Origin of the sequence: Microcoleus sp. N9_B4, from assembly GCF_036701635.1 — a bacterium.
Classification (GTDB): domain Bacteria; phylum Cyanobacteriota; class Cyanobacteriia; order Cyanobacteriales; family Microcoleaceae; genus Microcoleus.
In genome coordinates this window covers 77,611-91,674 of sequence record NZ_JAUBRC010000022.1, presented here as the reverse complement: position 1 = coordinate 91,674, position 14,064 = coordinate 77,611, and the positions used below count along the sequence as shown (strand labels likewise).

Sequence of the window (14,064 nt, the reverse complement as noted above, 5' to 3'; positions counted from 1 at the left end):
CAAGCCTTCAGTGCCAACTTATATCGTTTCCGGTTGCATCGGTATTGTTCAAACAGTCAACAGTCAACAGTCAACAGTCAACAATTATTTAGAAACTCCCGCCGTCAAGACTTCATGGCTGTCAAATGTCACCAAAACATCATCTTCAATTCTCACGCCAATACCGCGCCATTTTTCAGGAACCTCCGGCTGTCCTTCCACGGGTTTAATATAAGGAGAAATATAAATCCCCGGTTCCACTGTCAGCACTTGTCCTGCCTGCAAAACTTGCGAATTTTCGCCGTACTGATAAACGCCGACATCATGCACATCCAATCCCAGCCAATGACCAGTGCGGTGCATATAAAATGGCTTGTATTTCTCTTCTTTAATTATCTCTTCAATGTCCCCCACCAAAAGTTTTAAATCCATTAAACCTTCCACCAAAACGCGCACTGCTGTTTCGTGAATTTTGCTGTAAGGATTTCCCGGATATACTTGACTAATTGCCTGCAATTGTGCTTGCAAAACTAAGTCATAAATTATCTGTTGTTCGGCTGTAAATTTGCCGCTGACAGGAAAGGTGCGAGTAATATCAGCGTTGTAGTAGTCGCAAGCACAACCGGCATCTATTAGCAACAAATCGTTTTCCTGCATTTGTCGGTTGTTTTCGATGTAGTGAAGGACGCAGGAATTGTAACCTGATGCAACAATTGAAGGGTAAGCCGGAGTGCAGCCATTTAAGCCAAAAGTATGTTCGATTTCTGCTTGAATTTCGTATTCGTATCTGCCCGGTTTGGCGAATTCTTGGGCGCGGTTGTGGGCTGCAACTGAGATATTAGCCGCTTTTCGCATTAATGCTAATTCTGTTTCGCTTTTCACCAGGCGCATCGGGTGTAAAATGATGTTGGAATCTTCGATTGCTGTCGGGCCTGTGCCGCGTTTCGGGTAGGTTGCCATCAAGCGCTGCCAGTGATTGAGGACTGTTTGGTCGAAACTACGATCGCGCCCGAAGTGGTAGTATATGCGATCGGCTTTTTCTAAATATTTCGGCAATTTTTCCGCAAGTTCGGCGATGGGGAAAGCTTCATCCGCGCCGTACAATTCCTTAGCGCCTTCAACTCCGGCACGATAACCGTGCCAAGTTTCTTTTTCCAAGTCTTTTGGCTGCACAAACAACACAAATTTGTGTTCTTCATGGTGTGGCGCGAGCACGGCTACCGCCGCAGCTTCGTTGAAACCGGTTAAGTAGAAAAAATCGCTATCTTGTCGGTAGGCGTATTCTACATCGTTGTGCATGACGGCAGCAGGTGCGCTGCGAAATATCGCCGTCCCGCTGCCAATTTTTGCCATTAATTGTTCGCGTCTTTGCCGATATTCGGTGGGGTTGGTCATCCGATTTTAGATTTTAGATTTTAGATTTTAGATTGAATTTAATATTAACATTCGGCGGTTTCAAGCGCTGCTTGTCAGACTTGCACCCGCAAGGCAAGGGTTGAAGATATAGGTGCTCTGTTTTTTTTCGGGGTCTACAGCAGTTCTCAATCTTGGTGAGGTATGCCCTATGCCCTATGCCCTATGCCCTATGCCCGCTTATCAAGCGTACACCTCCTATTACTGAGAAAGGCTATACTTATTTATTCTCTTGTTCTGCGATCGTCAATTGACAAGTATAGTCCACCAGCCGAGACAAAGATGAGTGGCCATCGACTAAAGTCCATTTCGGAGAGAAATTCGACCAATTTTCGCCATCTTGGCTAACTCTGACAGTTCTCAACTGTCGTTGCTGGCAGTCAACTTCCATTTGCGCCAACAATTTATCGTTACTAAACTCTTGAGTTACTAAAATAGTTCTGACTGGATAAGAGGGAGCACCGGGAATATCGGATTTGCTTAATTCAACGCTGCTGGAGTCGATGCAAATATCTACAAAACATCGTGATTTTTCGGCGCGGGCGCTCAAAGTATTGACACCAACAAAGATAAAAGCTGCTATAAAAAAAAATGACAAATTCTTAGTATGTAGGGCAAATGTAGTATTCATCTGCGTTAATTAGCGTTTAGGGGCGGTTTAATATTATTGACAGTTTAATAAAAAAGTAGGGACGTGGCAATAGTCTTGCGTCCCTACTTTTTAAAGACACAGCAAGGCCGTGTCCCTAATTTTTAAACAAGTCTTAAAGCTGAGGAACGTATTGTTCTTTTTCAGGAACAAAAGTGTATTCAGAGACGATTAGGCGCAACTCTTCGCCGTCGATGGTTTCTTTTTCGATCAACAAATCGACTAAGCGATCGATCACGGTGCGATTTTCGCGAATAATTCGGCGCGCGTCGTCGTAGCAATGATCGACAATTGCTCGAACTTGTCCGTCAATCCGAGAGGCTATTTCTTCGGAATATTCCGATCGCGCTGTATAGTCGCGGCCGAGGAAAATTTCGCTTTGCTGGGCTTCCAAGGCGATCGGGCCCAAGTCTGACATTCCGTAGCGAGTTACCATTTGGCGCGCCATACCGCTGACTTGCTGCAAGTCGTTGCCGGCACCGGTAGTTACTTCCGCATCGCCGAAAACTACTTCTTCGGCTGCGCGACCACCCAAGGCACCGCTAATCCGGGCTAAAATTTGCGATCGAGAAATCAAACCTTGGTCTTCGCTGGGCATGAACCAAGTCAAGCCGCGGGCCTGTCCGCGAGGAACTAAGGTAACTTTTTGAACTGGATCGTGGGCTTGAATGATTGTACCGACGATCGCGTGGCCGATTTCGTGGTAAGCAATCAAGCGCTTGCTCTTGCTGTCCACCAAAGGAGTGCCTTCCATACCTGCTACCACGCGATCGACTGCATCGTCAACTTCGAGCATCGTAATCGCATCTTTGCGGCGGCGGGCGGTTAAAATCGCAGCTTCGTTGAGCAAGTTAGCCAAATCAGCGCCGGTAAAACCAGGAGTGCGGCGGGCGATGGCGTCCAAAGAAATCTCTGCAGACAGTTTCTTGTTGCGCGCGTGAACTTCCAAAATTTCCAAGCGGCCTTTAATATCCGGCGTATCTACGCTAACTTGGCGGTCAAAACGTCCCGGACGCAGCAACGCTGAGTCGAGCACGTCGGGGCGGTTCGTGGCAGCAATGATGATAATGCCAGTATTGCCCTCAAAACCGTCCATTTCGGTCAGCAACTGGTTCAGGGTTTGTTCCCGTTCGTCGTTACCGCCACCGATACCTGCGCCGCGCTGGCGGCCGACTGCATCGATTTCATCGATAAAGATGATGCAAGGAGCGTTTTCTTTAGCTTTCTTGAACAAGTCTCGAACGCGGGAAGCGCCGACACCGACGAACATTTCGACAAATTCCGAACCGGAGATGCTGAAGAAAGGCACGCCTGCTTCGCCTGCGATCGCTTTTGCCAGCAAGGTTTTACCGGTTCCGGGAGGGCCCACTAGCAGCACGCCTTTGGGAATCTTCGCCCCGACTGCGGTGAAGCGTTCGGGTTTTTTGAGGAATGTCACCACTTCTTGTAGTTCTTCTTTGGCTTCCTCAACGCCTGCTACGTCGTCGAACAGTACGCCTGTTTTAGCTTCCATTTGAAAGCGAGCTTTGGATTTGCCAAAATTCATGGCTTGGCCCGGGCCGCCGGGAACGTTGCCACCGCGGCGGAAGAGGAAAAACAGCCCTCCTACTAACAACAGGGGAAATACTAGATTGCCTAAAAGTCCCCAGACAGCGCCGTCGTTACGCAACGGGTGGGTGTCGAAGCTGATTTTGGAGTCTCTGAGCCTAGAAACCAGTTCCGGGGCATTTGAGGGCAAGTCTACTCGCCACCGCTGCTCGTGATTGTCCAGTTCGGGATCGACTGCTAGGACAATAGCCGTCCGACCTCCGTCGTAAAGGTCAACGCTGGTCACTCGACCGGCGTTTAAGTAATCTAAGAATCGACCGTAGCTCAGGCGGGTGCTGGCGGTGTTCTTGCTCATTTCTGCGGGGGATGGGGCAAAGGCCCCCTGCCACAAGAAAAAGCCGATGACTAAGGCGGGTAAAGTCCAAAGTAGTATAGTTCGCCAAGAAATTTTCATAAATAGAGGATGCCTTGAATTGGGGACAGATCGGGTAAGCTGGCGGTGTCGGAGAAGTGCGACAAAAGTTTACACTCAGAATCTTAACTAAATTTAACTTAACAATGCACTCTCAGGCAACAGGCCGTATTGCCGCGATCGATCGAGAATACTCCTCGACCGAAACCATCCAGGGTACAAGCCCCCGGACCGCTGCCCCTGTTGTCGCCTCTAAAATCTAAAATCTAAAATCTAAAATCTAAAATCCATTAAGGGCGATCGTCCCGAATATAATATTTGGTGCTGATTTCGATACCGATCTAGGTAGAGTTAGAAGAATCGCCGCTTTCACCCACTGTTTTTAAGCGTGGCAGTGTCAAGGGATAAGGCATGATAATGGTGAGGCTCAGTGAGGTAACACATTTCAATGACAACTAGACAGCTTGTTCCTAATTCGGCTATGCTGACCCAGCAGACTAAAGTCGCTTCTAACAAATCGATTATTAGTGCTGATTTGGGTCGGACGGCAACTAAAGCTTGCGTGAGTCGCAACCCTAGTAGCGTTGTTTTCATCCCTGCCAACGTGGCTACTATGCCCGTGGAAAAGGTGCGGGGTGGCAGCTTTGAGTCCAAAGCAACAGACCCTCTGTTGGATATGTGGCTGGAGTACCAGGGCAGGGGTTACGCTATAGGTCAATTGGCGGCAGATTTTGGCGCTAATCTCGGTGGCGCTGACCAGTCGAAAGTAGTAGATGCTTTGGTTAAGGTCTTTTCCTGTGCTGGATATTTCCAGATGAAGGGCGAAATAGCAGTTGTGCTGGGTTTGCCGTTTTATTCGCAGGATCAGTTTGAGAAGGAAAAGGAAGAGATTATCAGCCAACTGCGCTCTCCCCACGTTGTGGTGTACCGGGGCGAGCGTGTGGATATTAACATCAGTCACGTTTGGGTGATGCCCGAAGGGTTCGGCAGCCTGATTTGGTGCGAGGCTCAAGATAACAAGGAGTTTACGCCTGAGTTACCCGAACTGTCGGTGGCTGTTGTTGATATCGGACACCAAACTACCGATTTGTTAATGGTCGATCGTTTCCGGTTCGCCCGGGCGGCTTCTAAGAGCGATTCCTTCGCAATGAACAAGTTCTACGAACAAGTTGCCTCAAAGATTCCGGGGGCAGACCCTCAATCTCTGTCTTTACTGGAAGCGGTGAATAAACCGGAAGGCCAGCGTTTCTACCGTCCGAGAGGAGCGACTAAGCCGACTAATTTAGATCCGATTATTAAGGATTTGCGGGAGGCTTTCGCTAACGAACTGTCCGAACGTTTGGTGCAGTGGCTGCCGGAACGGGTGACGGATGTGGTTCTGACTGGCGGTGGCGGCGAGTTTTTCTGGGAGGTGTTGCAACCTTTGCTTAAAGACGCCAATCTTAAGGCTCACTTGGCTCAGCCTTCCCGGAAAGCTAATGCTTTGGGACAGTTTATTTATGCTGAGGCTCAGCTAGCCACGATAAAGTAACGCATTAAGGCTTGAACCCTATGGCACTGTGGGCAAAAAATAAGGCGAATTTCTCGGTGGCGTTTACGGAAGATGCTGCGGATCAAACTTTGCTGGCCGCTATTGAAAAAGAGTTGGCTTTCACGAAGTATCAGACTTTCAGCAATCTCTGCAAGCAAGCTTTGTGGCAGTTTTTGTCTGTATCTGAGTCTACTAGCTCTACACAGAGCTTTCAGCGGTTGGAACAGCGTATTGCTGAACTTGTGGTCAAATTTGCTGAGTTTGAGCACAATGTTTCGGCAGAGGAATTAAGCCGTTTGGAGGGACTGGAACATCACCTGAGTCAACTGGGCGCACAGTTGGATCAGTTACAGGGGAGTGTTAACAGTAAGTTTGCTCAAGTTTCTTTTGCCCCAGTTTCAAAAGTAGTAGAGCCTGGCCCGATTGAGTCTGAGTCTGTGGCGGATGATAATGTAGTGTCTGACGCTGAGGTTGCTCCTCCTCGGAATTCCGATCCTTTGTTGGAGCGTTTAAGTTCTTTGTTACCGCAAGATTTCTAAAATGAGGTAGACCAAGGCTATAAAGCCTTGAGATTTGATGTTAGTGGTCTGCTGTTGGCAGCAGGTACTGAATACAGAAACAAAGCGATCGCTCTTTTGAAAAAAAAGGGCGATCGCTTTGTTATTTGTCCGTTGTCAGTTGACTGTTGTCAGTTGACTGTTGACTGTTGACTGTTGACTGTTGACTGTTGACTGTTGACTGTTGTCAGTTGACTGTTGACTGTTGACTGTTGACTGTTGACTGTTGACTGTTGACTGTTGACTGTTGACTGTTTTCTGTGGTTACAAATTATATCAAATCCGTTAGCATCGGAATAGTAAATTCGAGTTCACTGTTGACGGTTGACTGTTGACAGTGAACAGTCAACAGTCAACCGTTAACAGTCAACATCATGTATGAGTGTAACCGGAAATGATATTACAAATTACCAATTACCATTATTTGATTAATCCTAATTTTTGTAATCGCGAACGAATCGCACTAGGCTGTCGCTGAAATCTCTGAGCTAATTCGTCAATTTGTTGACCGCTAGCATATTCTTTCTTCAAGTTTTCGTCTTCATCCTGACTCCACTTGACATAAGCTCTGGGATATTTCTGGCGAATTTTCTCATTCTGGGTTTTAGGTCGATAACCATTCTTTTGCTCGGCATTCAAACCAGAACCAAACTGTGGGTTAATTTCCCCACCGCGACTAGCTAGCGCCTCTTGCACGCGGTTGGGAATCACAGCAATTTCTTCTGAGAGCTCAGCCAAAGCATTGTCTACTTTTTGCTGAAGTTCTGTTAGCTGCCGCTGCTGCAAATTGCCCCACTGCGGCAGTTCGTTGATAAACTGCTGCAAGTCCAGAATTATTGTTGTCAAAGTTTCGACTTGTTGCAACTCCGGTCGCTGTTTGAATTGGCGGCTGGTTAGTTCGATCTCGCTTTGAATCATTTTAATAGTTTTTTCTAAAATTATTAGTCGCTGGCGCAGGTTCTCAATTGCTGAAATTAGAGAGTGTACGTTTTCTCCAGGCGCAACATTGAGATTTTCGCGAGATGTTTGAGCAACAGCTTCGTCTAAAGCATTTACAGCAAGTTGCAATTGCTCGATCGCGCGATCGGTAGTAGCGGCTTGTTGATTTACGCGATCGAACGTAGCCGCCGTACTTGCTTTAACTTGCCTGTGTAGCTTCTGCCGATTCACAAAATTCAACACCAACGCAATCACTACAGGCACTTGAGCATAAACGCTCTGTTCCCACACCAAACTAGCAGCCAATCCCACAGCAGAGGCAGCAAGAAAAACCAATTCAGCAGTTTCTAACAAATTGCTGGACGTGGGATTTTGGATTTTCGTTGGTGAATTGGATGATGACATAGGCTAATACCATGTTAGATTGTAGATTTTAGATTGTAGATTTTAGATTTGGAATGACTGATGAAGCTCGTAGTTGGGATCACGGCCTATAGTTGCATTCTTGTTTTCAACTGGTGCAAGTATGCGGATAAAAATAAAGTACGCGCGACGGCAGATATCCGGTATGTAATCGCACGTAAACCCCGAATTTAGCAGTGGTGAAAAACAGATTAAGTTTTTTATTCACAGCCATGTAATTAAATATATTAAAGCTGCAAAATTTGTCGAGCTAAAGTGAAATAAATCAAGACCCCGAGGACATCAACTGCGGTGGTAATAAAGGGAGCAGACATTAAAGCGGGGTCTAAACCCAAAGAACGAAATAGAAACGGCAGAGCTGAACCGGCAATAGAAGCTAAAATTGCGATCGCAAACAAACTCACTCCCACCGCGAGTGCCACTGCTAAACTCCCTTGCAGAGTATAAGCCCAGCCCGTCGCTACAGTCCCCAATATAGCTCCTAGCAGCGCTCCCGCCATCCCCTCGCGAACAATTACTTGAAAGGGGCCCATTGCTGTAATTTCGTCAGTGTTCAAACCGCGAATTACAACAGTTGAGGACTGAGCTCCGACATTGCCTCCAGTGCCAGTCAGCAGGGGAATAAAGGCTGCTAAGGCGACTACTTGGTTCAAAATATCTTCTTGAGCTCTAATAATTGCGCCGGTGACAGTATTAGTTAAAAGCAGAACAAACAGCCACACGACTCTTTTCCGGGCAACGGTGATTAAATCGGTCTGAAAATAATTGTCACCGCCGGACTGGACGCCGCCCAAGGTATAAATATCTTTGGCTGCTTCTTGTTCTAAAATGTCGATCGCATCGTCAACTGTAATGATGCCGACCAGACGCTGTTCGCGGTCTACAACGGGCACAGCTAAAAAATCGTAACGCTGGATCAGCCTAGCTACTTCTTCTTGATCCGTTCCTGTTTGAACAGAAACTACGTCGCGGGTCATAATTTCGCCGACAGTTTTGTCGAGGGGGGAAGTGACTAAATCCCGCAGAGATAAAATACCTGTCAAGCTGCGTCCGGCGTCGGTGACGTAAAGAGAATAAATTGTTTCGGTAGTTTTAGCCAAAGAGCGAATTCGGTCTAAAGCTTGGGCGACGGTAAAGCTTTCTTTGAGAGAAATGTATTCCGGGGTCATAATCCGACCGGCGGTACTGGCTTCGTAACCCAAAAGTTGAGCCGTAGCTTCGCGTTCCGTTGGGCTCAATTCCCCCAACAGGCGACGGACTAATATTGCTGGCAGTTCGTCAAACAGTTTAGCTCGATCGTCCGGGGACATTTTGTCTACAATATCAATGACTTCTTGGCGTTTGAATTTTTCGCAGAGGGACTGCTGAACGCTGGAGTCGAGATATTCGTAAACTGCGATCGCTTCGTCTTTGGAAAGCAAGCGAAAAGCTATTACTTGCATGGTTTCTGGCAGCCCTTCGATAGCTTCAGCTATGTCTGCTTCCTGCACCGGGTGCAAAATCGCTTTTGCTCCTTTAAAGTCTCCTTCTTCCAACAGGGCCCTTAACTGCGATCGAACTAATTCCCGCAGTTCTTTTCGCGCGTAGGTGGGTAGAGAAGACGATTGATAATTTTTTTCTGTCACTGATGACCCTCCTAAACCTGTGCTGCGCGCCTTCCTGAATCCAGTTTAGAGCGTATTGACGCCACTGGTTGCAGCGATCGGACTTGCCCTGACAAGATCCGCACCTGACCCCTATTCTTCTGGTGCGCGCCGAGCACCTTGCGCGATTTGGGATCAAATACATTTATCTTGATCTGCGACACTCATCGGTAGGAAAGGAGAATTGCGCCCGAGCACTTTTTCCAACAAGTTTGTCGAACTTTGATTGCGAATAAAATTATTTACTGTTTCTTTCCATTCAGTGTCACTTGCTGGCAAGATCATGCCGTAAGAAATGCAGGTTAAAGGCTGCTCCGGTATAACAGAATATTGGCTTGGAGTTAAACCCTGTCTCAGCGCTTCTCCTACTAACAGCATTCCGTCGCTAGCGAAGGCATCGATTGCTCCTGATACCGCATCTTTTACACCCGACTGTCGGCCCGCGATACCTTCATACATTCGCTGGTTGGCTAGTTGATATCGGCCTGCAATGAATTGTTGGGTAACAGAACCGCTTAGCACGCCAATGGTCACGTCTTGCAGGAATCCTGAAGGGTTAACTCTCAGTCTGTTTTCTGGCTTGACTAACAGATAAGTGCCGCTGTATAAAAAAGGCAGTGAATATGCAATCCCGCTGGGGGGATTTTTTAGAATTGTATTAGGCCCGCATTCTAGGTGAGCGCGCTTGCTGGTTACGCTGCGGAAGCGCCCTTTTTCGGTTGATTCATTGAGGTCTGTTTCTAGTTTTTCTAAGCGGATGGAGCGATTTAATTTTTTTTCTAAGTCAGCTCGGAAAAGTTCTAACCCTTCCATGCAAACTCCTTGCCATTTTTCACCTTCTAAGTATCCGAAGGGAGGGGCATCTTTTCTGATGCCAACTTTGAGAATGCCGGTTTGCCGAATTTCTTCCAGTGCTGTCTGGGCTGAGGCAACTGTAGGTAAAGCTGCGGGAAATAATATTGAAAATATGGCTGTAAATGCTGCGACTGTGAGGTTTTTATGGGTTAGCGTTGAGTTCATTCGTTCGGTATCCGAATAGATATTTTACTGGTTTTTAATATAATACGCAAAAACAACCTCTTGTCAATATATTTGGGTGCTTGTATTTTGGGCGATCGGCGTGTTTTTGGTGTGCGATCGGCTAAATTCAACCTGCACCGTCTAAAATTAAGTTTCGGGGGTTTGGCAGCAGAAAAGTGTCGCCTGCTTTAATTAAGTCGCCAGAGCCGAGAATTGACCGCCGCTTTCGCTCAGCTTTGGCTTCTATATTGCAGTCCTATTTTACCCGAATCAAACCAACAATTGATATTTTTCTTCTGCCAAACGGTAAAGCGGTCGCCACACCAAACGGTTAGTCAATACAACCAACAACGACATCACAGAAGTAGCAGCCAAGAGCAAGGGAAAATTCCCAGATGCCGTAGCCTGAGAAATAGTTTCCCCCAAACCCTCTGTAGTAACAATTTGACCTTTAAACTGCACGTACTCGCTGACAATACTTGCATTCCAAGCACCGCCGACTGCCGTAATAATTCCTGTGATCAAGTATGGGAAAATTCCCGGTAAAATTAAAGTCTGCCAGCGCTGGATTAGGGATAGTTTGTAAACTTGTGCAGCTTCAAATAACTCCGAAGGTATGGCTTGAGCGCCCGCAATAACATTAAACAGCAAATACCACATTGTCCCCAACATCATCAGCGCCACAGAACCAATTTGCAAGCCGCCTCCAGCGTGAATTAAAGCTAGTAGCAATACGGGAAATAAAGCAGTTGCCGGTACAGAAGCTGCTATTTGTACTAATGGCTGCAAAATTTGAGCTAAACGTGGATTTCGACCGATCGCCACTCCGACTGGCACTGTCCACAACAGCGATAAAAATAGCGCGCAAATGACCCGCAAAGCTGTGAAAAATGCACCTGTCATGACTTTTTGCCAGTCAGACAAATTCAGCAACCGCAGCAGCAGCACTGCTTCCCAAGTTCCCCAAAGCACAATGACGGCAAACCCGCTAACAAATATCCAATTTATCCAATTTCCGATGCGGTTTTTTTGTCTGGGATTTGTTGGTAAATTAACAGGTGCAAAAGCTCTTGCCAAACCGCGATCAAAACTGTCGCCGATCGGCGAAATCCGCGACTTCAATACCCGCAGCGTCGCAGATCGCCTTAAAAAATCTAACACGTTTGACTGCGGTACATTGGTAGCTTCCATCGCTTGATATTTAAACTTTTCTACCCACGCAATCAAAGGCTGCCAGATGAAAAAATCTATGGCTATAATCACCCCAATTAAGACTGCTAAACCCCAGCCGATCGCCCCAAAATTACCTTCATTAGCTGCCTTGCCCAAATAGGAACCGAGTCCGGGCAAATTAAAGTTTTTGTCCCCCAAGGTAAAAGATTCGATCGCAATCAAAAAGAACCAGCCACCCGCCACTGACATGACGCTGTTCCACACCAGCCCGATCGCACCAGCGGGCAATTCTAACGTCCAGAACTGCTGCCAAGCATTGAGTCGATAAACTTGAGCAGCTTCCTTAAGTTCTCGCGGAATCCCGGACAGCGACTGATAGAAACTAAAGGTCATATTCCAAGTCATCCCAGTAAATATTAAGATGATCGATGCGAGTTCTACGCCGATTCTTTGACCTGGAAATAAAGTAACTAGCGCTAAAACAACTCCCGGCAAAAAAGATAAAACCGGAATCGACTGCAAAATGTCTAACAAGGGAATTAAAATTTTCGCTGCCAGGGGAAAGCGGTAAGCCGAATAAGCATAAACTAGGGTAAAAAACAGCGATAAAAAATAGGCAGATGCCATGCGTAAGAGAGTCTGGGCTGTATATGCTGGCAAGACATTTAGTGTGGTCTCAATTTTAAAATTCGGGTTGTAATCACTGCTGAATTGAGAAGCTGTTTGGACAATGACCAAAATTAGAGAGAAGATTGCTAGAATCAGCAAACCGTCTTGCCAAGTCCAAGCTGACCTTTCTAAAGTTTTATTAGCCGGTGTTAGAGGTCTTGTCATAAGAAGTAGTTATTGGGAATGGGAATCGGGCATCGGGAATCGGGCATTGGGCATTGGGCATTGGTTATTGATTATTTGTTATTAGTATTGGTTATTAGTTATTGGTTATTGGAGGCAGAGCCTCCGGGTATGTATTCCCAGGCAGAGCCTGGGAACAAGGCTAAGATCCCAATAAATAACAAATAACAAATAACAAATAACAACCAACAACTAACAAATAACTATTCAGGTTTATCTTCTGATTCTAAGAAGATTTCGCCGCCCGGTTCATCGTAACTGTATAACTCTGCATAGCGACCCCAGTCAATAGCAGTTTTCAATTGCCGCATTGCTTCTTGGGGGCTAAAGTGGGCTTCTAGAATATCCAAAATCAATTCTTCAGAAATGCGGTGATTGCGCTTTGCCTGAAGCATTCGAGAAATTTGCTGTACCAGGCGAATATTGCTGAGAATTTGGGTGCGAACAATTTGTTTGCGCTGGTCAATGCCGCCGGCAATAAACTCAAGGCCAACTGGTGTTAACAGGAGGTCGCCTTCTTGAATTACCAGAAATTCCATTAATTTTGCTGCTTCCACGATCGGCAAAATGTCGTCAACCTCTAACATTAATTCTTGACCGAGGCGGTAGAGGTCTTTTTCCTTGCGGTCTTCCAAAAGTTCCAACAAACCGGCGATCGCACCGGTTCGCACCTGCGGCAGAGATTGGTATTTAGCGCTTTGAGGGGGTTGAGGTTGAGACACAGCAGCGACACTTTCAGCAGGTGCTGTCACTGTTTCGCAGCTCAATTCGGGATTGGTGAGAATTTTGTAAACTTGGTCTACAAGAGCTTGAAATTCGGGAGTTTTACGATCGCGGTAGTGCGGCAAAGTCACGGTCAATTCGGCACGAATTCGCCCTGGGTTGCGACCCAAGACTACAACGCGATCGGCTAAAATTACCGCTTCCTCAATCCCGTGAGTTACGATTAACACAGCTTGAGTCGGAATCTTTTTTTCCAGCCACAAATCTAATAACTCAAATCGCAAATTTTCTGCCGTCAGCACGTCTAAAGCTGAAAATGGTTCATCCATGCAAAGCAATTCGGGTTCCACCGCCAAAGCTCTAGCAAATCCCACCCGCTGCCGCATTCCGCCGGAAAGTTCTTTCGGATAAGCATTTTCAAATCCGTCCAAACCGATAATGTCAATCATCCGCAAGGCTTTTTGACGGCGCGGTTCCGGCAATTCTCCTTTAGCTTTTAAGCCTAATTCTACATTTTCTAATACCGTCAGCCAGGGATAAAGGGCAAAGTTTTGAAATACAATTGCTACCCCAGGATTTAAGCCGACTAAAGGACGATTGTGGTAAAGAACTTGACCGTCGGTGGGTGGGATCAGTCCGGCAATCATCCGCATTAATGTTGATTTGCCCGAACCGGAAGGGCCCAGCAAAGCTACTATTTCGCCAGAGCGCAGTTCTAAGTTAATTGGCTCTAAAATAGATATTTTTTGACCGTTGGGCTGCTGGTAAGCTTTGCTAACGCCTTCTAAGGTAATGAGGCACTCTGTTGCTGTTTTAACTACCACAACTAAACCTCCTATGTGTTTAAATTTAGGTTAAAATTAGTCATTACTTAGTAGTTATTGGTGATTAGTCACTAACAAAAAACCCTCGAAAACGCACAGCAGATATTTGTCCGCAGGCACGAGTCCGCGTCCGGCGGTCTTAAAATTGATTCTTGGGTTCCCATACCCATACCCCATAAAGTCATTTTTAGCAAGACCTGCTGCCGGGAATGCGTAAAATATGCCAGATATCAAGTAAAGCGGAAATGAGGAGCGATCGCACAAACCCGATTTTATCAAAAAACTGGATTTTTAGATTGGGCATTAATTTAATCAATAGTCAACCAATGAGATTTTTCACTCTGATTTTATCTATTTGCCAATTCGCGCTAGAATCGC

The 14,064-nt window shown here is 46.4% G+C and carries 11 protein-coding genes; 3 read left to right on the top strand and 8 right to left on the bottom strand.

Annotation, left to right across the window (positions count from 1 at the left end):
• Nucleotides 1-84 precede the first annotated feature (84 nt).
• From QUA43_RS16410 to ftsH2, 3 genes are all read right to left on the bottom strand, one after another.
• A complete protein-coding gene (locus tag QUA43_RS16410) occupies nt 85-1,374 on the bottom strand; it encodes an aminopeptidase P N-terminal domain-containing protein (protein ID WP_333375300.1) in 1,290 nt (429 codons plus the stop codon).
• Between the two features lie 238 nt (nt 1,375-1,612).
• Complete coding sequence (locus tag QUA43_RS16405; RefSeq protein ID WP_333375298.1) at nt 1,613-2,023, bottom strand: hypothetical protein; 411 nt, start codon at nt 2,021-2,023, stop codon at nt 1,613-1,615.
• A 133-nt stretch (nt 2,024-2,156) separates the two neighbouring features.
• Nucleotides 2,157-4,043, bottom strand: coding sequence for an ATP-dependent zinc metalloprotease FtsH2 (ftsH2, locus tag QUA43_RS16400; RefSeq protein ID WP_333375295.1), 1,887 nt, complete (start codon nt 4,041-4,043; stop codon nt 2,157-2,159).
• 406 nt (nt 4,044-4,449) lie between these two features.
• Here ftsH2 and QUA43_RS16395 point away from each other — a divergent pair, with 406 nt between their 5' ends.
• Nucleotides 4,450-5,532, top strand: a complete 1,083-nt coding sequence (locus tag QUA43_RS16395; RefSeq protein ID WP_333082516.1) for a ParM/StbA family protein — start codon at nt 4,450-4,452, stop codon at nt 5,530-5,532.
• Between the two features lie 20 nt (nt 5,533-5,552).
• Nucleotides 5,553-6,071 carry a hypothetical protein gene (locus QUA43_RS16390; RefSeq protein ID WP_333375293.1) on the top strand — a complete coding sequence of 173 codons (519 nt, stop codon included), beginning with the start codon at nt 5,553-5,555 and terminating at the stop codon, nt 6,069-6,071.
• A 438-nt stretch (nt 6,072-6,509) separates the two neighbouring features.
• Here the strand turns inward: QUA43_RS16390 and QUA43_RS16385 are convergent, their stop codons facing one another.
• The 3 genes from QUA43_RS16385 to QUA43_RS16375 form a co-directional block, all read right to left on the bottom strand.
• A complete protein-coding gene (locus QUA43_RS16385; RefSeq protein WP_333375290.1) occupies nt 6,510-7,433 on the bottom strand; it encodes a hypothetical protein in 924 nt (307 codons plus the stop codon).
• Nucleotides 7,434-7,678: 245 nt separating this feature from the next.
• Entirely contained in the window at nt 7,679-9,076 is a 1,398-nt protein-coding gene (mgtE, locus tag QUA43_RS16380; protein ID WP_333375288.1) for a magnesium transporter, read from the bottom strand.
• A gap of 153 nt (nt 9,077-9,229) precedes the next feature.
• Nucleotides 9,230-10,114 carry an amino acid ABC transporter substrate-binding protein gene (locus tag QUA43_RS16375; RefSeq protein WP_333375285.1) on the bottom strand — a complete coding sequence of 295 codons (885 nt, stop codon included), beginning with the start codon at nt 10,112-10,114 and terminating at the stop codon, nt 9,230-9,232.
• A 60-nt stretch (nt 10,115-10,174) separates the two neighbouring features.
• On the opposite strand from QUA43_RS16375, the gene QUA43_RS16370 reads away from it, so the two are divergent.
• Nucleotides 10,175-10,306, top strand: a complete 132-nt coding sequence (locus tag QUA43_RS16370; RefSeq protein WP_333375284.1) for a hypothetical protein — start codon at nt 10,175-10,177, stop codon at nt 10,304-10,306.
• Between the two features lie 78 nt (nt 10,307-10,384).
• Here the strand turns inward: QUA43_RS16370 and QUA43_RS16365 are convergent, their stop codons facing one another.
• Together QUA43_RS16365 and QUA43_RS16360 are read right to left on the bottom strand one after the other, a co-directional pair.
• Nucleotides 10,385-12,121 carry an ABC transporter permease subunit gene (locus QUA43_RS16365; protein ID WP_333375283.1) on the bottom strand — a complete coding sequence of 579 codons (1,737 nt, stop codon included), beginning with the start codon at nt 12,119-12,121 and terminating at the stop codon, nt 10,385-10,387.
• A 221-nt stretch (nt 12,122-12,342) separates the two neighbouring features.
• Nucleotides 12,343-13,686 (bottom strand): nitrate/sulfonate/bicarbonate ABC transporter ATP-binding protein, encoded by a 1,344-nt coding sequence (locus QUA43_RS16360; RefSeq protein ID WP_333375280.1) that lies wholly within the window; start codon nt 13,684-13,686, stop codon nt 12,343-12,345.
• Between the last annotated feature and the right edge of the window lie 378 nt (nt 13,687-14,064).